The sequence below is a fragment of the Stenotrophomonas testudinis genome (assembly GCF_024499815.1).
Lineage (GTDB): Bacteria > Pseudomonadota > Gammaproteobacteria > Xanthomonadales > Xanthomonadaceae > Stenotrophomonas.
Window position 1 is genome coordinate 35,513 of sequence record NZ_JAMOKY010000016.1, and the last position, 18,602, is coordinate 54,114.

Annotated in this window: 21 protein-coding genes; 18 read left to right on the top strand and 3 right to left on the bottom strand. The window is 67.9% G+C overall.

What is annotated here, in order from left to right:
* The first annotated feature begins 4 nt into the window (after nucleotides 1-4).
* The 4 genes from ftsB to truD are packed head-to-tail and all read left to right on the top strand — an operon-like array spanning nucleotide 5 to nucleotide 2,610.
* Entirely contained in the window at nucleotides 5-355 is a 351-nt protein-coding gene (gene ftsB, locus NQ204_RS11015; RefSeq protein ID WP_079221434.1) for a cell division protein FtsB, read from the top strand.
* On the top strand, nucleotides 352-1,050 hold the full coding sequence (ispD, locus tag NQ204_RS11020) for a 2-C-methyl-D-erythritol 4-phosphate cytidylyltransferase (RefSeq protein WP_256643884.1): 699 nt from the start codon (nucleotides 352-354) through the stop codon (nucleotides 1,048-1,050). Before ftsB ends, ispD begins: the two co-directional genes overlap by 4 nt.
* A 34-nt stretch (nucleotides 1,051-1,084) precedes the next feature.
* Nucleotides 1,085-1,582, top strand: a complete 498-nt coding sequence (ispF, locus tag NQ204_RS11025) for a 2-C-methyl-D-erythritol 2,4-cyclodiphosphate synthase (protein WP_256643885.1) — start codon at nucleotides 1,085-1,087, stop codon at nucleotides 1,580-1,582.
* The gene (truD, locus tag NQ204_RS11030; RefSeq protein WP_116865016.1) at nucleotides 1,579-2,610 is read left to right on the top strand and encodes a tRNA pseudouridine(13) synthase TruD; all 1,032 of its coding nucleotides are present in this window, start codon (nucleotides 1,579-1,581) and stop codon (nucleotides 2,608-2,610) included. The genes ispF and truD overlap by 4 nt, the downstream gene beginning before the upstream one ends.
* Before the next feature lie 121 nt (nucleotides 2,611-2,731).
* On the opposite strand, the gene NQ204_RS11035 is transcribed toward truD, so the two are convergent.
* Nucleotides 2,732-3,271, bottom strand: a complete 540-nt coding sequence (locus NQ204_RS11035) for a Smr/MutS family protein (RefSeq protein WP_108768465.1) — start codon at nucleotides 3,269-3,271, stop codon at nucleotides 2,732-2,734.
* Nucleotides 3,272-3,480: 209 nt separating this feature from the next.
* Here NQ204_RS11035 and surE point away from each other — a divergent pair, with 209 nt between their 5' ends.
* Genes surE through NQ204_RS11055 form a run of 4 tightly spaced genes read left to right on the top strand, consistent with a single transcriptional unit; the run spans nucleotide 3,481 to nucleotide 6,356 of the window.
* Complete coding sequence (gene surE, locus NQ204_RS11040; RefSeq protein ID WP_108768466.1) at nucleotides 3,481-4,260, top strand: 5'/3'-nucleotidase SurE; 780 nt, start codon at nucleotides 3,481-3,483, stop codon at nucleotides 4,258-4,260.
* A complete protein-coding gene (locus NQ204_RS11045; protein ID WP_256643886.1) occupies nucleotides 4,257-4,934 on the top strand; it encodes a protein-L-isoaspartate(D-aspartate) O-methyltransferase in 678 nt (225 codons plus the stop codon). The genes surE and NQ204_RS11045 overlap by 4 nt, the downstream gene beginning before the upstream one ends.
* Before the next feature lie 19 nt (nucleotides 4,935-4,953).
* Nucleotides 4,954-5,568 (top strand): YqaA family protein, encoded by a 615-nt coding sequence (locus tag NQ204_RS11050; RefSeq protein WP_108768468.1) that lies wholly within the window; start codon nucleotides 4,954-4,956, stop codon nucleotides 5,566-5,568.
* Nucleotides 5,565-6,356, top strand: coding sequence for a peptidoglycan DD-metalloendopeptidase family protein (locus NQ204_RS11055; RefSeq protein WP_116865260.1), 792 nt, complete (start codon nucleotides 5,565-5,567; stop codon nucleotides 6,354-6,356). Before NQ204_RS11050 ends, NQ204_RS11055 begins: the two co-directional genes overlap by 4 nt.
* 318 nt (nucleotides 6,357-6,674) lie before the next feature.
* On the opposite strand, the gene NQ204_RS11060 is transcribed toward NQ204_RS11055, so the two are convergent.
* The gene (locus NQ204_RS11060) at nucleotides 6,675-7,049 is read right to left on the bottom strand and encodes an Mth938-like domain-containing protein (protein ID WP_116865259.1); all 375 of its coding nucleotides are present in this window, start codon (nucleotides 7,047-7,049) and stop codon (nucleotides 6,675-6,677) included.
* A 13-nt stretch (nucleotides 7,050-7,062) separates the two neighbouring features.
* Nucleotides 7,063-7,368, bottom strand: a complete 306-nt coding sequence (gene yhbY / locus NQ204_RS11065; RefSeq protein ID WP_079221444.1) for a ribosome assembly RNA-binding protein YhbY — start codon at nucleotides 7,366-7,368, stop codon at nucleotides 7,063-7,065.
* Nucleotides 7,369-7,433: 65 nt separating this feature from the next.
* Here yhbY and rlmE point away from each other — a divergent pair, with 65 nt between their 5' ends.
* The 10 genes from rlmE (at nucleotide 7,434) to ubiB (ending at nucleotide 18,529) form a co-directional block, all read left to right on the top strand.
* A complete protein-coding gene (gene rlmE, locus NQ204_RS11070) occupies nucleotides 7,434-8,066 on the top strand; it encodes a 23S rRNA (uridine(2552)-2'-O)-methyltransferase RlmE (protein WP_008265654.1) in 633 nt (210 codons plus the stop codon).
* A gap of 65 nt (nucleotides 8,067-8,131) precedes the next feature.
* The gene (gene ftsH / locus NQ204_RS11075) at nucleotides 8,132-10,069 is read left to right on the top strand and encodes an ATP-dependent zinc metalloprotease FtsH (protein ID WP_165835756.1); all 1,938 of its coding nucleotides are present in this window, start codon (nucleotides 8,132-8,134) and stop codon (nucleotides 10,067-10,069) included.
* 102 nt (nucleotides 10,070-10,171) lie between these two features.
* On the top strand, nucleotides 10,172-10,360 hold the full coding sequence (locus tag NQ204_RS11080; protein WP_108768472.1) for a hypothetical protein: 189 nt from the start codon (nucleotides 10,172-10,174) through the stop codon (nucleotides 10,358-10,360).
* A 619-nt stretch (nucleotides 10,361-10,979) separates the two neighbouring features.
* A complete protein-coding gene (gene folP, locus NQ204_RS11085; protein ID WP_116865408.1) occupies nucleotides 10,980-11,876 on the top strand; it encodes a dihydropteroate synthase in 897 nt (298 codons plus the stop codon).
* The gene (miaA, locus tag NQ204_RS11090; RefSeq protein WP_116865407.1) at nucleotides 11,876-12,829 is read left to right on the top strand and encodes a tRNA (adenosine(37)-N6)-dimethylallyltransferase MiaA; all 954 of its coding nucleotides are present in this window, start codon (nucleotides 11,876-11,878) and stop codon (nucleotides 12,827-12,829) included. The genes folP and miaA overlap by 1 nt, the downstream gene beginning before the upstream one ends.
* A 96-nt stretch (nucleotides 12,830-12,925) precedes the next feature.
* The gene (hfq, locus tag NQ204_RS11095) at nucleotides 12,926-13,204 is read left to right on the top strand and encodes an RNA chaperone Hfq (RefSeq protein WP_116865406.1); all 279 of its coding nucleotides are present in this window, start codon (nucleotides 12,926-12,928) and stop codon (nucleotides 13,202-13,204) included.
* 14 nt (nucleotides 13,205-13,218) lie between these two features.
* A complete protein-coding gene (hflX, locus tag NQ204_RS11100) occupies nucleotides 13,219-14,529 on the top strand; it encodes a ribosome rescue GTPase HflX (protein ID WP_108768476.1) in 1,311 nt (436 codons plus the stop codon).
* A gap of 412 nt (nucleotides 14,530-14,941) precedes the next feature.
* Nucleotides 14,942-16,249 (top strand): MFS family transporter, encoded by a 1,308-nt coding sequence (locus NQ204_RS11105; protein WP_256643887.1) that lies wholly within the window; start codon nucleotides 14,942-14,944, stop codon nucleotides 16,247-16,249.
* A 67-nt stretch (nucleotides 16,250-16,316) separates the two neighbouring features.
* Nucleotides 16,317-16,811 (top strand): CinA family protein, encoded by a 495-nt coding sequence (locus NQ204_RS11110; RefSeq protein WP_116864252.1) that lies wholly within the window; start codon nucleotides 16,317-16,319, stop codon nucleotides 16,809-16,811.
* Between the two features lie 35 nt (nucleotides 16,812-16,846).
* Nucleotides 16,847-18,529, top strand: coding sequence for a 2-polyprenylphenol 6-hydroxylase (gene ubiB, locus NQ204_RS11115; RefSeq protein ID WP_256643888.1), 1,683 nt, complete (start codon nucleotides 16,847-16,849; stop codon nucleotides 18,527-18,529).
* The last annotated feature ends 73 nt before the right edge of the window (nucleotides 18,530-18,602 follow it).

Genomic DNA, 18,602 nt, shown 5'->3' on the forward strand with positions numbered 1-18,602 from the left:
GCCCATGCGCGACTGGCGCTGGCTGCTGTTGCTGCTGGCCCTGCTGCTGGCATGGCTGCAGTACCGTTTCTGGTTCGGCCCGGGCAATTCGGGTGAAGTGATGATGCTCGAAGCCCAGGTCGCCAACCAGGAGCGGGACAATGAAGGCCTGCAGCAGCGCAACGATGCGCTGGCTGCTGAAGTGAAGGACCTCAAGGAAGGCCAGGCCGCCATCGAAGAACGCGCGCGCAGCGAGCTGGGCATGATCAAGCCCGGCGAGAAGTTCTACCGCGTGGTGGAGGATGCGCCGGTTCGCCCGGCGCAGGCTGCACCGGTTGCCGCGCAGGTCGGCGACCACCCGGCGGACGTGCCATGAGCGCGGCCATCTGGGCGGTCGTCCCGGCTGCCGGGCGCGGCACCCGTTTCGGCGCGCCGCTGCCCAAGCAGTACCTGCAGGCGGGCGGGCAGATCCTGCTCGCCCACACCCTGGATGCGCTGCTGGCGCACCCGGCGGTGGCCGGGGCGATGGTGGTCATCGGCAAGGACGATGCGGATTGGCCGGGCTGGACCGAGTGGTCCGGCAAGCCGGTGCTGACCTGCATCGGTGGTGCGACCCGCGCCGGCTCGGTGCTGGCCGGTCTGCAGGCGCTGCCGGACAGCGTGCGTGCCGACGAGTTCGTGCTGGTGCACGATGCCGCGCGGCCCAACCTGTCGCTGTCTGACCTCGGTCGCCTGCTGGAAGTGGGGCGTGCCGACCCGGTCGGCGCGATCCTTGCCGCGCCCGTGCGCGACACCCTCAAGCGTGCCGGCGACGATGGCGGCATCGATGGCACCGAGCCGCGCGAGCGTCTGTGGCGCGCGCTGACGCCGCAGCTGTTCCGTCGCCACCAGCTCATCCGCGCGCTGGCCGCTGCGGCCGCCAGCGGTGTCGACGTCACCGACGATGCCATGGCCATGGAGCGCCAGGGCCAGCGTCCGCTGCTGGTGGAAGGCAGCGAGGACAATTTCAAGGTCACCACGCCGGCCGACCTCGACCGTTTCGAATTCGTACTTTCCCGCCGCGCCGGCTGATCGCCCGCGCGGCCCTGCTGCAAGGGTTGCATCCATGAGCACTGCTCCGTTCCCGCCCGTCCGCATCGGCCAGGGCTACGACGTCCATGCCTTCGGTGAAGGCGACCACATCATGCTCGGCGGCATCCGCGTGGCGCACAGCTGCGGCGTGCTGGCCCACAGCGATGGCGACGTCATCCTGCACGCGCTGTGCGATGCCATGCTCGGTGCCATCGCGCTGGGCGACATCGGCCAGCACTTCCCGCCCAGCGACGACCGCTGGAAGGGCGCCGACAGCAGTGATTTCGTCCGCCATTGCGACAGCCTGCTGCGCGAACGCGGCTGGCGCGTCAGCAACACCGACATCACCGTCATCTGCGAGCGGCCCAAGGTCGGCCCGCATGCGCTGGCCATGCGCGAGCGCATCGGCGGCCTGCTGCAGCTGCCGCTGGACGCGGTCAGCGTCAAGGCCACCACCTCGGAGAAGCTCGGCTTCACCGGCCGTGGCGAGGGCATCGCCGCGCAGGCCGTGGTCCTGCTGGTGGCGGCATGATTCCGTTGCCGCTTGCCTTTGGCGCGCCGCTGCTGAGCGCGCGCATCCGCACCACGCCGGAGGATTTCCAGGTCGACGAACTGCCGGCCTTCGAAGCCACCGGTGAAGGCGAGCACCTGCTGCTGCACATCCGCAAGCGCGGCGCCAATACGGTGCACGTGGCCAAGGTGCTGGCGAAGTGGGCCGGCCTGCCGGAAATGGGCGTCAGCTACGCCGGCATGAAGGACCGCAATGCGGTCACCACCCAGCGTTTCAGCGTGCACCTGCCCAAGCGCATCGCCCCGGACCTGGCCACGCTGGCCAGTGACGAGATCGAAGTGCTCGAGGCCACCTGGCATAACCGCAAGCTGCAGCGCGGTGCGCTGGCCGGCAACCGCTTCAAGCTGGTGCTGCGCGATGTGCAGGGCAATGCCGCGGCCATCGATGAACGCCTGCAGCAGATCGCCACGCGCGGCCTGCCGAACTGGTTCGGTGAGCAGCGTTTCGGTCGCGACGGTGGCAACGTGCCGGCGGCGCTGGCGATGTTCGGTGGCCGACGCATGCGCCAGGATCAGCGTTCGCTGCTGCTGTCGGCTGCGCGCTCGGCGCTGTTCAACCGCGTGCTGGCCGCGCGCGTGGAGCAGGGCAGCTGGGACCAGCCGCTGGACGGCGAGGTGTGGATGCTTGATGGCAGCCGCAGCGTGTTCGGCCCCGAGCCGTACACCGATGCGCTGGCCGAGCGCTTGGCCCGCTTCGACATCCACCCCAGCGCGCCGCTGTGGGGCGAGGGCGAGCTGCGCAGTACCGACGCCGCCCGCGCGCTGGAACTGTCCGCGCTGGACGATGAGGAATCGCAGGCGCTGCGTACCGGCCTGGAGGGCGCGCGCCTGAAGCAGGAACGCCGCGCGCTGCGCCTGCGTCCGGCCCTGCTGCAGCAGCAGTGGCTGGCGGCTGACGTGCTGGAGCTGTCGTTCGCCCTGCCGCCGGGCAGCTACGCCACGGCCGTGCTGCACGAGCTCGGCCCCGTCGAAGACGCCTCGCAGGCCTGACGGGCGGGTGGGGTGGGGGTCAACTGTTAGTCGACCATCGCGCGCAGCGCGGGGTTCTGGCGAGGTGCCGCACAAGGCAGTCGACCAACAGTCGACTCTACCGGGTCGGTCGCCGGGTTCGTCAACGCCGCGCCAGCAGCACCAGCACTGCGCCAGTGCCGCCCTGGCCGGTCGGTGCCGAGTGGAACGCGAGCACGTCGTTGCGCAGCCGCAGCAGGCGGTCGACCAGGTTCTTCAGCACCGGCGCGCCGCCATCGGACTGCAGGCCCTTGCCGTGGATGATGCGCACGCAGCCGTACTCGTGCGCGTGCGCTTCCAGCAGGAACTGGCGCAGCAGCGTTTCGGCCTGCGCGGCCGTGGCGCCGTGCAGGTCCAGTTCGTCCTGTACCGAATACTGGCCGCGCTTCAGGCGCTGGAACATCCGCGGCGGCAGGTTGTCGCGGCGGTAGCTGGCAGTGTCGCCGGCTTCCAGCGGGCTGCTGTCGCGCAGCAGGCGGGCGAACTCGCCCGCGGCCTCGGCTTCGTCGCGTTCGGCCATGCGTGCGCGCGGCTTCGGTTTCGGCGCGGACGGTGCCGGCTCGACCTCCTTGCGCAGCGGCTTCACTTCGCCGATGGCCGAGCGGAACAGGGCGGCCGGATCTTCATCTTCAGGGTGCGACATGCGCACAGGGTAAACCGCCCGCGCGGGTCTGCCTATGTCGATTCGATGACGCGCATCACCACTGGCAGGGTAGGACCGGCGGCCCGCTTGCGGCACAATACCCGACGCACTTGCGCGATCGCCGGTTCCCGACAGGGGCGCGGCCGGTCCCGCCCACGCGACAAGGTGACGGAATCGAATTCTTGGAAAATCAAGCGGTTAAATCGAAGATGCGCATCCTGGTCAGTAACGATGATGGCGTCGACGCCGCAGGCATCCGGATGCTTGCCGCCGTGCTGCGCGAGGCCGGCCATGAAGTGACGGTGGTCGCACCTGACCGCGATCGTTCCGGTGCCAGCAATTCGTTGACGCTGGACCTGCCGATCCGGCTCAAGCGCATCGACCACTACACCGTCTCGGTGGCCGGCACCCCGACCGACTGCGTGCACCTGGCGCTGACCGGCCTGCTCGAATTCGAGCCCGACATTGTCGTTTCCGGCATCAACAACGCCGCCAACCTTGGCGATGACGTCATCTATTCGGGCACCGTCTCGGCCGCGATGGAAGGTCGCTTCCTTGGCCTGCCGGCGGTGGCCGTGTCGCTGGTCACCCGCAACCACGACCCAAAGCACTTCGAGACCGCCGCGCGTGCCGCGGTGGAGATCGTCGCCCGGCTGAAGGCCGATCCGCTGCCGGCCGACACCATCCTCAACGTCAACGTGCCCGACCTGCCGTGGAATGAGGTCAAGGGCTTCGAAGTGACCCGCCTGGGCAACCGCCATCGCGCCGAAGGCTGCATCGCGCAGAAGGACCCGCGCGGCAACGAGGTGTACTGGATCGGCCCGGCCGGCCGCGAGCAGGATTCCGGTCCCGGCACCGACTTCCATGCGGTGCGCACCGGCCATATCTCGATCACCCCCATCCAGGTCGACCTGACCCGCTACCAGGCACTGGAGAAGGTGGCCAGCTGGGTCGGCGGCCTCAGCGCCGCGCTGGATCAGCCGGCATGAGCCCGCGCCTGCGCCTGCAACCGGAAGCCGTCGGCATCGGCATGACTTCGCAGCGCGTGCGCGACCGCCTGGTCGACCGCCTGCGCGAAGCCGGCATCGTCGACGAGTCCACGCTGAACGCGATCCGGGTGGTGCCGCGCCATCTGTTCATCGACGAGGCCCTGGCCTCGCGCGCCTACGAAGACACCGCGCTGCCGATCGGCCATGGCCAGACCATCTCGCAGCCGTGGGTGGTGGCGCGGATGACCGAAGCGGTGCTGCAGGTCGCGCCGAAGAAGGTGCTGGAAGTGGGCACCGGTTCGGGCTACCAGGCCGCCGTGCTGGGCGCCGTGGGCCTGGAGGTCTACACCGTCGAGCGCATCGGCGATCTGCTGCGGCAGGCGCGCAAGCGCTTCCGCGCGCTGGGCATGAACATCCGCACCAAGCATGACGACGGCCGGGTCGGCTGGGCCGAGCACGGTCCCTTCGATGCGGTGGTGGTGACTGCCGCGGCACCGGCCCTGGTCGATGCCCTGGTCGAGCAGCTGGCGGTCGGCGGGCGCCTGGTGGCGCCGGTGGGCGGCCCGGGCGGGCAGTCGCTGGTGCAGCTGGACCGCAGGGAAGGTGGCAGCATCGAACAACGCGTGCTGGCACCGGTCACGTTCGTGCCGCTGCTGTCTGGCATGCTCGATTGAATCCACGGAGCAGGGTTGCATGAAGATTTTCGGGCCGCTGTACGAGCGTGCGATGAAGTGGGCGGCGCACGAACGCGCGCCAACCTACCTGACGGTATTGAGTTTCTTCGAGGCCATCATCTTCCCGGTCATGCCGGAAGTGATGCTGGCGCCGATGTGCGTGGCCCAGCCCAAGCGCGGCTGGTGGTTCGCCACGCTCAGCCTGGCCGGCTCCATGGTCGGTGCGGTGGTCGGCTACGCGCTGGGTCATTTCGCGTTCGAAGCGATCAAGCCGCTGTTCGAGGCGCTGGGCATGCTGCCGGCCATCGAGCAGGGCATCGCCACGGTGCAGGCCAAGATGGCCGAGTCGCCGTGGGCGGTGTTCACCTTCCTGGTGCTGGGCGGCTTCATGCCCATCCCGATGAAGGTCTTCACGTGGGCTTCGGGTATCGTCGGCGTGCCGATGCCACAGTACCTGCTGAGCATGTTGATCGGCCGCGGCAAGCGCGTGTACGTGCTGGCTGCGGTCATCCGCATCGGCGGTGCGCGTGCCGAAGCGGCGTTGCGTCGCTGGATTGAACCGCTGGGCTGGATCGCCACCGTACTGGTGGTGGGGCTGGTTGCCTGGCTTGTATGGAGGTCGAAGTTCGCATGAGTGCAGATCGTCTGAGCAAGGGAGTGCGCATCGGCGCGCTGGCGTTGCTGGTATCCACCCTGGCCGCCTGTGGCACCGCCACCGTCGTCCGCCCCGGCGGCAGCAGCGGTGGCAGTACTGTCAGCACGCCGAAGGCCTCGGTGCCCAAGCCTGGGCAGACCGTGGTCGTGCGCAAGGGAGACACGATCTATGCGCTGGCCCGCATCCATGACATCACTCCGGCGGACCTGATCGCCTGGAACCGCCTGGACAACCCGTCGCAGATCTATCCGGGCCAGGTGATCCGCCTGTACCCGGCCGGTGCCACCGGCGGCCGCGCGCCGACCACGGTGGTGACCCCGCCGCGCGGCAGAACAGGCACGACCACCCCGGCACCTTCGCCGGTGGCGACGGCCCCGGTCGGCCCGGTGAAGAGCAACATCGACTGGCGCTGGCCGGCCGATGGCGCGATCGTCGGCCGCTACGTGGCCGGTGACGCGACCAAGCAGGGCGTGGACATCGCCGGCACCAGCGGCGCCGCCGTGCGCGCCACCGCCAACGGCGTGGTGGTGTATTCCGGTGCCGGCCTGGTCGGCTACGGCGAGCTGATCATCATCAAGCACAGCGACCAGTGGCTGTCGGCCTATGGCCACAACCGCAAGCGCCTGGTCAACGAAGGGCAGAACGTCAAGGCGGGCGAGCAGATCGCCGAGATGGGCCGTACCGGCGCCAACCGCGACATGCTGCACTTCGAGATCCGCTACAACGGCAAGCCGGTCGACCCGCAGCAATATCTGCCGGCACGTTGATCGTCGATTCGCTTTCTGGGCGGATCCCCGGCCCGGCGTAGCACGCCGGGCGTTCGCCGACGGCGCGGCCCATGGGCCGCAAGCGCCGACGTCTCACCCACTACTACGGCAAGCCGGTCGACCCGCAGCAATATCTGCCGGCGCGCTAGCGCGGCAGATACGGGTAGCGCCGGGCCATGCCCGGCGGCTCCACCTGTAGAGCTGAGCCCACGCTCGGCTGCTTTTCGCGGGCAAACAACAACGCCCGAGCATCGGCTCGGGCGCTACAGACAACCTGCAATCCAGGGTAGCGCCGGGCCACGCCCGGCGGCTCTTGCCTCAACCTTCCAGAATGAAGGCGGCGGCGACCTTGCGGCCTTCGCCGGCAAGAATGTTGAACGTGCGCGCGGCGGCCGGGTTGTTCATCACTTCCAGGCCGATGCCACGCGACAGGCAGGCGGCCATCACCGCGGCCGGCGGAAACACCTGGCGGTCGCCGGTGCCCAGGACGATCAGCGCCGGATTCAGCGCAAGAATCGCTTCGATGTCGGCCAGCTGCAGGTTCGCAGCCTGGCGCACCGGCCACTGCGCGACCAGTTGGTCGGGGGTCAGGAAGAAGCTCTGCCCCAGCACCTGGTCGTTGACCTTGGCCGAGCGGCCGTCGGCAGCGCGCAGGCTGTAGGCGTAATCGGGCGGTTCGTGGTTCAGCTGCATGGGGGCAGGGCGATCAGCCGCGCGGCAGCACGATCTGGCGCTGTTCCTTGCTCGGGCGGTACAGCACGGCAACGTGGCCGATGCGTTGCACCAGCGCCGCCTCGGTGGCTTCGACGATCTCGGCGATCATCGCGTCACGGGCGTCACGGTCCTCGGCGGCAACCTTCACCTTGACCAGTTCGTGGCGTTCCAGGACTTCGTTCAGCTCGGCGATGAAGGCCGGCGTGATGCCTTTGCCGCCGGTCTGCAGCAGGGCCTTGAGGTCGTGGGCGTGGCCGCGCAGGAAACGGGTCTGGGAGGCGGTCAGTGCGATGGACATGCAGGAAAAGGGGGTTGAATGGGACGATCAGGGTATCATGACGACCCCATCAGCCCCTATTTCCAATGGCCACCCGTAGCAAAAGCAGCCAGCGCTGGCTCAAGGAACACTTCTCCGACCCCTTCGTGAAGAAGGCGCAGGCCGAAGGCATGCGCTCGCGCGCGGCCTACAAGCTCGAGGAGCTCCTCGAACGTGACCGGTTGCTGAAGCCGCACATGGTGGTCGTCGACCTCGGAGCGGCCCCGGGCGGCTGGTCTCAGCAGGTGCGGAGACAGATTGGCGACACCGGCCGCGTGCTCGCGCTGGACATCCTGGACATGCCGCCGCTGGCCGGCGTGGAGTTCCTTCACGGTGACTTCAGGGAAGAAACCGTCCTATCTCAGTTTGAAGCCATGCTCGGGGATCAGCCGGTAGACCTTGTGCTGTCGGACATGGCCCCCAATAAGAGTGGTGTGGGCGCGGTCGACCAGCCGCGGATGATGCACTTGGCCGAGCTTGCGCTGGACTTCGCCGACAACCACCTCAAGACCGGTGGGGCGTTCCTGATCAAGCTGTTCCAAGGTGAAGGCTTTGACGACTACGTGCGCGAGATGCGCCGCCGGTACGACAAGGTCTCCATCCGCAAGCCGGAAGCATCGCGCAAGCGCTCGCCCGAGGTGTATGCCTTGGGACAGGGAAAACGCGCCCACATGAAGTAAGCTCGCCGAGTACGCTCGACCCCAACGCAAGACCCGCACTAAGAGGAACGCCGGAGCCAATGAGGATGAACGACTTGACCAAGAACCTCCTGCTATGGGTGGTCGTCGCCGTCGTGCTGATGGTGGTCTTCCAGAGCTTCTCGCCGAAGTCCTCCGGGGCCGGGGCGCAGGGCGCGACGTATTCGCAGTTCCTGGACCAGGTGGACAGCGGCAACGTGCAGAAGGTCACCTTCGGTGGCGATTCGCGCGGCCTGACCAACCAGCTGACCTACACCACCCGTGGCGGCCAGACGGCCACCATCGCCGCGCCGGCTGATCGCGACCTGATCAACGTGCTGCGCACCAAGAACGTGGACATCGTGCAGGAAGAGCCGTCCAGCGGCATTTCCTTCGCGGCCATCCTGATGAACTTCCTGCCGGTCATCCTGATCATCGGCTTCTGGCTGTTCATCATGCGCCAGATGCAGGGCGGTGGCGGCGGCGCCAAGGGCGCGATGTCCTTCGGCAAGTCGCGCGCCAAGCTGCAGGGCGAGGACCAGATCAAGGTCACCTTCGCCGATGTCGCCGGCTGCGACGAGGCCAAGGAAGAAGTGGGCGAACTGGTCGACTTCCTGCGCGACCCGTCCAAGTTCACCAAGCTGGGCGGCAAGATCCCGCGCGGCGTGCTGATGGTGGGCCCGCCGGGTACCGGCAAGACGCTGCTGGCCAAGGCCATCGCCGGCGAAGCCAAGGTGCCGTTCTTCTCGATCTCCGGTTCGGACTTCGTGGAAATGTTCGTCGGCGTCGGCGCCAGCCGCGTCCGCGACATGTTCGAGCAGGCCAAGAAGCACGCGCCGTGCATCATCTTCATCGACGAAATCGACGCCGTCGGTCGCCACCGTGGCGCCGGCCTGGGCGGCGGTCATGACGAGCGCGAGCAGACCCTGAACCAGCTGCTGGTCGAAATGGACGGCTTCGAGGGTGGTGAGGGCGTGATCGTCATCGCCGCGACCAACCGCCCGGACGTGCTGGACCCGGCGCTGCTGCGTCCGGGCCGTTTCGACCGCCAGGTCGTGGTCGGCCTGCCGGACGTCAAGGGCCGCGAGCACATCCTGAAGGTGCACATGCGCAAGCTGCCGCTGGCCGACGACGTCGAGCCGATGGTGATCGCGCGTGGTACCCCGGGCTTCTCCGGCGCCGACCTGGCCAACCTCTGCAACGAGGCCGCCCTGTTCGCCGCACGTGGCAACGAGAAGGAAGTCCGCATGGACCACTTCGACCGTGCCCGCGACAAGATCCTGATGGGTGCCGAGCGCCGCTCGATGGCCATGAGCGAGGAAGAGAAGACCCTGACCGCCTACCACGAGGCCGGCCACGCCATCGTCGGTCGCCTGGTGCCCGAGCATGACCCGGTCTACAAGGTCACGATCATTCCGCGCGGTCGTGCGCTGGGCGTGACCATGTACCTGCCGGAAGGCGACAAGTACTCGATGAACCGCGTGGCGATCAAGTCGCAGCTGTGCTCGCTGTACGGCGGCCGCGTGGCCGAGGAGCTGATCTTCGGCGCCGACAAGGTCACCACCGGTGCGTCCAACGACATCGAGCGTGCCACCAAGATGGCCCGCAACATGGTTACCAAGTGGGGCCTGTCCGACCAGCTCGGTCCGATCGCCTATGGCGAAGAGGATGACGAGGTGTTCCTGGGCCGTTCGGTCACCCAGCACAAGAGCGTGTCCAACGACACCGCGCGCCGCATCGACGAGGAAGTGCGCAACATCCTCGACGAGGCCTACGCACGCACCACCGAGCTGATGACGGCCAACCTGGACAAGCTGCACGCGATGTCGCAGCTGCTGCTGCAGTACGAGACCATCGACGCGCCGCAGATCGACGCCATCATGGAAGGCCGCGATCCGCCGCCGCCGGCGGGCTGGAACAAGTCCAACAAGGACGGTAGTGGTAACGACAAGGGCGGCGACGCCCGTCCGCTGCCGCCGATCGCCGGGCCGGCCGAGTCGCACTGACGGCCCGCCATTGCTGATCGCAGACGAGGCCGGGGAAACCCGGCCTCGTTGTTTCCGGGCCGCGAGGCCCGATTGAATTCACCGCCTTACGCTGGAGCCTGCATGTCCGTTCCTCCGCCGCAACCGATCTCCCATACCGTTGAAATGGTCATCGCGACCATCGTCGGTGTCGCCGTGGGCCTGAGCGTGGACAACCTGCTGCTGGGCTGCGGTGTCGGCATCGCCGTCGGCATCCTGCTGAGCATCATCAAGACGCTGTACGTGGACCGGAAGCGCCGCCGGCAGCGTTGAGGGTTTTCTCTTGGCAGGGCTGCGCCCTGCACCTGCAGAAGCAACGTCAACGTCAACGTCAAAGGCGGGCTATCCGTGGGATGGCGGGGCGGTGTCGGATTGCGGGGGCGCCGTGAACCCATCCATGGGGGCTTGGCCGCGGCATCCATGCCGCGGACACCCCGCAATCCGAAACCGCCCCGCCTTCGACAGATTCCGTGCGCTGTTGGTGGGTGCCGACCGTTGGTCGGCACATCTGTCAGATATCGACATTCAAAATGGGGTCGGAGCGGCCAGTAGATCCACGCCATGCGTGGATGAAATCTGTCAGATATCGACATTCATCCGGGGTCAGAGCCCGTTGCGTAGCAACGGGATCCGACCCCGTGCCGTTCCGACAGATTGCGGAAGTCTGTCGAAGGCGGGGTGGGTCCGGTTGAGGGGGTGTGAGCGCCATGGATGGCGCGACCAAGCCCCCATGGATGGGTTTACGGCGTCCCCCTCAACCGGACCCATCCCGCAAACCCACGGATAGCCAGCTGTTGCTGTTGCTGTCGCTTCGGCCGTTGCCGTTGCCTCTGCGGGTGCAGGGCGCAGCCCTGCCGCACTAAACTAAACACCGTTGCCCGCAGGATCGCCCATGTTCGATATCTCCCCCCAGCTCGACTGCGCCGGCCGCATCCTGCGCCTGGACCGCGCCCGGGTCATGGGCATCGTCAACGTCACCCCGGATTCGTTCTCCGATGGTGGCGCGCACGACAGCACCGATGCCGCCGTGGCCCATGGCCTGAAGCTGGTGGAGGAGGGTGCCGACCTGCTGGATATCGGCGGCGAGTCGACCCGCCCGGGTGCCGCGCCGGTGTCGGTGGAAGAAGAACTGCAGCGCGTGCTGCCGGTAATCGAACAGCTCGCTGCCCGCACCACCGTGCCGATCAGCATCGACACCTTCAAGCCGGAGGTGATGCGCGCGGCAGTGGCGGCGGGCGCCGGCATGATCAACGACATCTTCGGCCTGCGTCAGGAGGGCGCGCTGGACGCGGCCGCCGATACCGGGGTGCCGGTGGTGCTGATGCACATGCAGGGCGAACCCGGCCACATGCAGGCCGACCCGCATTACGACGACGTGGTGGCTGAGGTCCACGGTTTCCTCGTGCAGCGTCTGTTCGCTGCCGAAATGGCCGGCATCGCCAAGAAGAATCTGCTGATCGACCTGGGCTTTGGCTTCGGCAAGACCACGGCGCACAACATGACCCTGCTGGCCCGTTCCGAGCGCTTCCTCGAGCTGGGCGTGCCGATGCTGGCCGGCCTGTCGCGCAAGCGCAGCCTGGGCGAGCTGACCGGCCGCGAGGTGGCGACCGAACGCGTGGCCGCGTCGGTGGCGGCGCACCTGATCGCCGTGCAGCGCGGCGCCCGCATCGTGCGCGTGCATGACGTGGCCGCCACGGTCGATGCCCTGAAGATCTGGGAGGCCGTGGACGCGGTGCCCGCGTCCCGCGTCGATGCTGCTCCGTCGATCCGCTGGCCGGACGAAGACTGATGGCTGTCGACCAGCGTCCGCTGGCGATCGCGGTGATGGGCCCGACCGCCAGTGGCAAGACCGCCACGGCGATCCGCCTGGCCCAGGCGTTGGACGGTGAGATCGTCAGCGTCGATTCGGCGCTGGTCTATCGCGGCCTGGACATCGGTTCCGCCAAGCCCGACGCCGCCGAGCGCGCGCAGGCACTGCATCACCTGCTGGATCTGCGCGATCCCTGGCAGACCTATTCGGCGGCCGAGTTCGCCACCGATGCTGGTCGCGTGGTGGCCGACATCGTCGCCCGCGGCAAGACCCCGATCCTGGCCGGCGGCACCGGGCTGTATTTCCGCGCCCTGCTGCAGGGGCTCTCGCCGATGCCCGAGGCCGACCCGGCAATGCGCGAGGTGCTCAGTGCCGAGGCCGCCGAACGCGGTTGGGCCGCCCTGCATGCCGAACTGGCGCAGGTCGACCCGGCGGCCGCCGCGCGCATCCACGCCACCGACCCGCAGCGCATCCAGCGGGCGCTGGAGGTCTACCGGCTGACCGGCACCCCGATCACTGAATGGCAGCGCCGCCCCGGCGTGGCGCCGTTGCCGGTGCGAACCCTGAAACTGATACTGGCCCCGCGCGACCGGGCCGTGTTGCACCAGCGCATCGAGGCCCGCTTCGACGCCATGCTGCTGCAGGGCTTCCTGGACGAGGTCCGTACCCTGCGGGCCCTGCCACAGATGGCGGCCGTGGCCGCGCCGCTGGACCTGCCGGCGGTGCGCGCGGTCGGCTACCGCCAGGCGTGGGAATTCCTGGACGGGCAGGGCGACGCCGCCCGCTTCCGAGACAAGGCCATTTTCGCCACCCGGCAGCTGGCCAAGCGCCAGCTGACCTGGCTTCGTGGCGAGCTTGATGCCCGCTGGTTCGACCCCCATATCGACCACGAGCGCCTGTCCGGCGCGGTGTCGACCTTCGTCGCACGCTGAACTGCCGCCGGCCGTGTACCATCATGGGTCGGCGGCCGGCTCGGGGGCCGCGGCATCCGCCGGCAACCCAATAAGAACAATAATCAGGAGTTAGCAATGTCCAAGGGGCAATCGCTGCAGGATCCTTTCTTGAATGCACTGCGGCGCGAACGCGTGCCGGTTTCGGTGTATCTGGTCAACGGCATCAAGCTGCAGGGCACGATCGAATCGTTCGATCAGTTCGTGGTCCTGCTGCGCAACACCGTCAGCCAGATGGTCTACAAGCACGCCATTTCCACCGTGGTGCCGGCGCGTAACGTGAAAGTCGGGCCGGGTGGTGGCTACGTGCAGTCAGGTGAAAATGATGGTCAGGCGGGTGATGAAGCAGACGAGTAATTCCGGAGCGGTGAATGTTTGACCGCTCGAAAAAGGGCGAAAACGCCCTGTTGATCCAGCCCCATTTCGGCAAGCTGGAAGAAGACGTGCTGGAAGAGTTCGGAGATCTGGCCCGCTCGGCAGGGGCCAGCATCGCCGCCACCATCACCGCGCGCCTGGACCGTCCCAACCCGTCGACCCTGATCGGCAGCGGCAAGCTGGACGAGATCAAGGCTGCGGCTGACGCAACCGGCGCGGACCTGATCCTGGTCAACCATTCGCTGAGCCCGGGCCAGGAACGCAACCTGGAACGCTTCCTGGAGCGCCGGGTGATCGACCGTACCGGCCTGATCCTGGACATCTTTGCCCAGCGTGCGCACAGCCACGAAGGCAAGCTGCAGGTCGAGCTGGCGCAGCTGCGCCATCTGGCCACGCGGCTGGTGCGCGGCTGGACCCACCTTGAGCGTCAGCGCGGTGGTTCGATCGGCCTGCGCGGCCCGGGTGAAACCCAGCTGGAAACCGACCGCCGCCTGCTGCAGAAGCGGGTGGAGCAGCTGCAGAAGCGGCTTGAAAAGGTTGAAACGCAGCGCACCCAGATGCGCCGCGCGCGCCTGCGCAGCGAGCTGCCTCGCGTGGCCCTGGTCGGCTATACCAATGCCGGCAAATCGACCCTGTTCAATGCCCTGACCGGTGCCGAGGCGTACGCCGCCGACCAGCTGTTTGCCACCCTGGACCCGACGGTGCGCCGCATCGCCGTGCCCGGCGGCAGCGTGGTGCTGGCCGATACCGTGGGCTTCGTGCGCGACCTGCCGCATGACCTGGTCGCCGCGTTCCGCTCGACCCTGTCCGAAGCGCGCGAGGCTGACTTCCTGCTGCACCTGGTCGACGCTGCCGATCCGCACCGCGAGGAGCGCATCGCCCAGGTCGACGAAGTACTGACCGCCGTCGGTGCCGGTGACCTGCCGCAGCTGCTGGTGTTCAACAAGATCGACCGCATCGAGGGTGCCGAAGTGCGTCACGACGGCCAGGACGGCATCCCCGATCCCTCGCGCCGCGAGCGGGTCTGGATCTCGGCCCGCGACGGCGAAGGCCTGGAACTGCTGCAGAGCGTGTTGGGCAAGCGCCTGGGCCTGCAGCACGTCAGTGGCGAACTGCGCCTGCCGCCCAGCGCAGGCCGCCTGCGCGCGCGCCTGCACCAGCTGGAAGTAATCCGCAGCGAAGCGGCCGACGAAGACGGCTGGCTGCTGCAGGTCGACATCCCGATCGCCGAAGCCGAGAAGCTGGCCGCCAGCCCCGACGGCGGCCCGATCCGCGCCCTGCTGCCGGAAAAACTGCCGGAGTGGTAAGCCACGACGGGCGGGGTCAGAGCCCTTTGCTGCGCAAAGGGATCTGACCCCGTGCCGACCAACGGTCGGCACCCACCAAAGCAGAACGCCGTCCCGACAGCCCGCAGAAAACTGTCGAAGGCGGGGTGTGTCCGGTTGAGGGGGTGTGAGCGGCATGGATGCCGCGACCAAGCCCCATGGATGGGTTCACGACGTCCCCCTCAACCGGACCCACCCCGCCATCCCTCAGGAAACCAGCTTCTGCCGTTGCTCTGGCTTTTAGCAGGTGCAGGGCTGCAAGCCCTGCTGGAACACTCCATATCGCACTCCCGGCCGATTACCGCATTCCAGCCGCCCGATAGTGCACATCCCCTCACGCCCGCCGGGCGGATGATCCGAAGGTCTGCCCCCACGGCACCCCGGAGTCCCTTTCATGTCCCACGTCAGCCCCGACGCACTCCCCCAGTACACCGCCGCGGAGAGACGCCACCGCGTGTTCGCCATCATGTCGGCCTCGTCCGGCAACCTGGTGGAATGGTTCGACTTCTACGTCTACGCCTTCTGCGCCATCTACTTCGCCGGCGCGTTCTTCCCTGCCTCCAACCCGACCGTGCAGCTGCTCAACACGGCAGGCGTGTTCGCCGCCGGCTTCCTGATGCGGCCCATCGGCGGCTGGCTGTTCGGCCGCATCGCTGATCGCCTCGGTCGCAAGAAATCGCTGCTGATCTCGGTCAGCATGATGTGCGGCGGCTCGCTGATGGTCGCCTGCCTGCCGACCTACGCCACCATCGGTGCGATGGCACCGGTGCTGCTGCTGGTCGCGCGTCTGATCCAGGGACTGTCGGTCGGCGGCGAATACGGCACCACCGCCACCTACATGAGCGAGGTCGCGCTGCGCGGCCAGCGCGGCTTCTTCTCGTCTTTCCAGTACGTCACCCTCATCGGCGGCCAGCTGCTGGCGGTGCTGGTCATCGTCATCATGGAAGCGCTGCTCAGCGAGGCCGAGATCCGCGCCTGGGGCTGGCGCATCCCGTTCGTGCTCGGCGCCGTCGCCGCCGTGGTCGCGCTGCTGCTGCGCCGTACCCTGCACGAAACGCAGAGCGAGGCCGACCGCGATGACAAGGACGCCGGCAGCCTGTCCGCGCTGTTCCGTGACCACAAGGCCGCGTTCTTCACCGTGCTCGGCTACACCGCCGGCGGCTCGCTGATCTTCTACACCTTCACCACCTACATGCAGAAGTTCCTGGTCAACACGGTGCACCTGCCGATCAAGACCGCCAGCTACGTCATGACCGGCGCGCTGTTCCTGTACATGTGCATGCAGCCGCTGTTCGGCATGCTGTCCGACCGTATCGGCCGCCGCACCAGCATGATGCTGTTCGGTGCGCTGGGCGCACTCACCACCGTGCCGATCCTGATCACCCTGCAGCACGTCAGCAGCCCGTGGGCGGCCTTCGGCCTGATAGTGCTGGCGCTGGCCATCGTCAGCTTCTACACCTCCATTTCCGGCATCGTGAAGGCCGAGATGTTCCCGCCGCAGGTGCGCGCGCTCGGCGTCGGCCTGGCCTATGCCATCGGCAACGCGATCTTCGGCGGCAGCGCCGAGTACGCCGCGCTGGGCCTGAAGAGCCTGGGCCATGAGCAGCTGTTCTTCTGGTACGTCACGGTGATGATGGTGGTGGCCTTCCTGGTCAGCCTCCGCCTGCCGCGCCAGGCCCGTTACCTGCACCACGACCACTGAGGGGCAAGGGAGGACAGCGCCGCCGATCTGCGGTACAAGATGACCGTTGCTACCTCGATCCGTACCGATGTCCTTCCCTTCCGACGCCGATCTCAACGCCCAGGCCGCCGCGCTTGGGCAGCGCCTGCAGCAGGCCGCGCTGCAACTGGTCACCGCCGAAAGCTGCAGCGGTGGCTGGATCGCCAAGTGCATGACCGATATCGCCGGTTCCTCGGCGTTCTTCGACTGCGGCATGGTGGTCTACAGCTATGAAGCCAAGCAGCGCCTGCTGGGCGTGCGCGCGCAGACCCTGGAACAGTTCGGTGCGGTCAGCCGCGAGGCCGTGCTGGAAATGGTGTCCGGCGCGCTGATCAATTCCGGCGCCGGGATCGCCGTGGCGGTGACCGGCATCGCCGGGCCCGGCGGCGGCAGCCCGGACAAGCCGGTGGGCAGTGTCTGGATCGGCTGGAAGCGCCGCGGTGGCTATGCCCGCGCCGAGCTGTTCCAGTTCGATGGCGACCGCGAAGCCATACGGCGGCAGACCGTCGCGGCCGCCCTGCATGGCATCGACGCCCAGCTGTGACATTCTGGCCCGGTATGGAACCGGAGTAGGCATCAATGTGGGAGACGCTGGGTACCGTCCGTGACCTGGGCCGGCTGCAGGAAATCGCCGCCGTCCTGATCCGCTACGGCTTCGGCGACGTGGTCCGGCGCATCGGCCTGGCCACCGTGCTCGAGCGCGCGGGCCGCCTGCTGCACTGGAACGAGGAAAGCCAGCAGATGCTACGCATGACCGCGCCGGTGCGCGTGCGCAGTGCCCTGCAGGATCTCGGCCCGACCTTCGTCAAGCTGGGTCAGGTGCTGGCCACCCGCGTCGACCTGCTGCCGTCGGAGTGGATTTCCGAGCTGTCCGAACTGCAGAACGCGGTGCCGGCGCTGCCGTATGCGACCATCCGCGAGCAGCTGGAAGCCGACCTCGGTGCCTCGCCATCGCAGGTGTTCGCCTTCCTCGATGAAACCCCGATGGCCGCCGCCTCGCTGGCCCAGGCCCATCGCGCGCGCCTGCATGACGGCCGCGAGGTGGTGCTGAAGGTGCGCCGTCCCGGCATCCGCGACGTGGTGGAAGCCGACCTCCGCCTGCTCGCGCGGCTGGCCGAGATCGTCGAGGCGCGACTGCCGGACCTTCGCCGTTACCGCCCCGCCGAAGTGGTCCAGCAGTTCACCGTGTCACTGCGCCGCGAACTGGATTTCGCCGCCGAATGCCGCAACGCCGAGCGCATCGCCCGCAACTTCCAGGGACGTGACGACATCCTGATTCCGCAGGTGCACTGGCAGTGGACCTGCGAGAGCCTGAACGTCCAGGATTTCGTCGACGGTATTCCCGGTCGCGATCTGGCCGGCGTCGATGCGGCCGGGCTGGACCGCCGCGAGCTGGCCCAGCGCGGTGCCGACATCGTGCTGAAGATGGTGCTGGAGGACGGCAGCTTCCACGCCGATCCGCACCCCGGCAACATCATCTACCTGCGCGACGGCCGCATCGGCGTGATCGATTTCGGCATGGTCGGTGCGCTGTCCGAAGTGCGCCGCTTCCAGGTCGCACAGCTGCTGCATGGCCTGGTCGAACAGGATCCGCAGGGCGTGGCCGACGTGCTGCTGGACTGGGCCGGTGGCGTGGAAGTCGATGAGAACCGGCTGCAGCACGACATCAGCCAGTTCGTCGACCAGTACCGTGGCGTGCCGCTGAAGGACCTGCGCATCGGCCTGATGCTGGGCGACATCACCCAGCTGCTGCGCAGCTACAGCCTGACTTTGCCGGCCGACCTGGCGCTGATGATCAAGGCCTTCCTGACCCTGGAGGGCATGGGCCGCCAGCTCGACCCGGATTTCGACATGGCCAGCGCCGCCCGTCCGTTCCTGGAGCGGGTGGTGCTGCAGCGCTACGCCCCACGTGCGCTGCTCAAGCGCGGCCGGCGCAGCCTGCTGGGGATGATCGACTTCGCCGGCGAACTGCCGCGCGACCTGCGCAAGCTGGTCCAGGCCGCGCGCCGCGGGCGCCTGCAGCTGAGGGTGGAAACCAGCGCGCTGCAGGGCTTCGGCGACCAGGTGAACCGCGCCGCCAACCGCCTGGTGATGGGCATCGTCACCGCCGCGCTGATCATCGGCTCGTCCATCGTCATGCACAGCGTAGGCGGCGTCTCCAGTCGCTGGCTGCTGGCCCTGGGCGTCTGCGGCTTCGTCGGCGCCGGCTTCTGCGGCGTGTGGATCCTGTTCTCGATATGGAGGAGCGGTAAGCACGCGTAACGTGCTTGCCGGGGAATCGCTGCACGATTCCTGTAGAGCCGACCGCTGGTCGGCTGCTTTTTCCTCTGCGCCC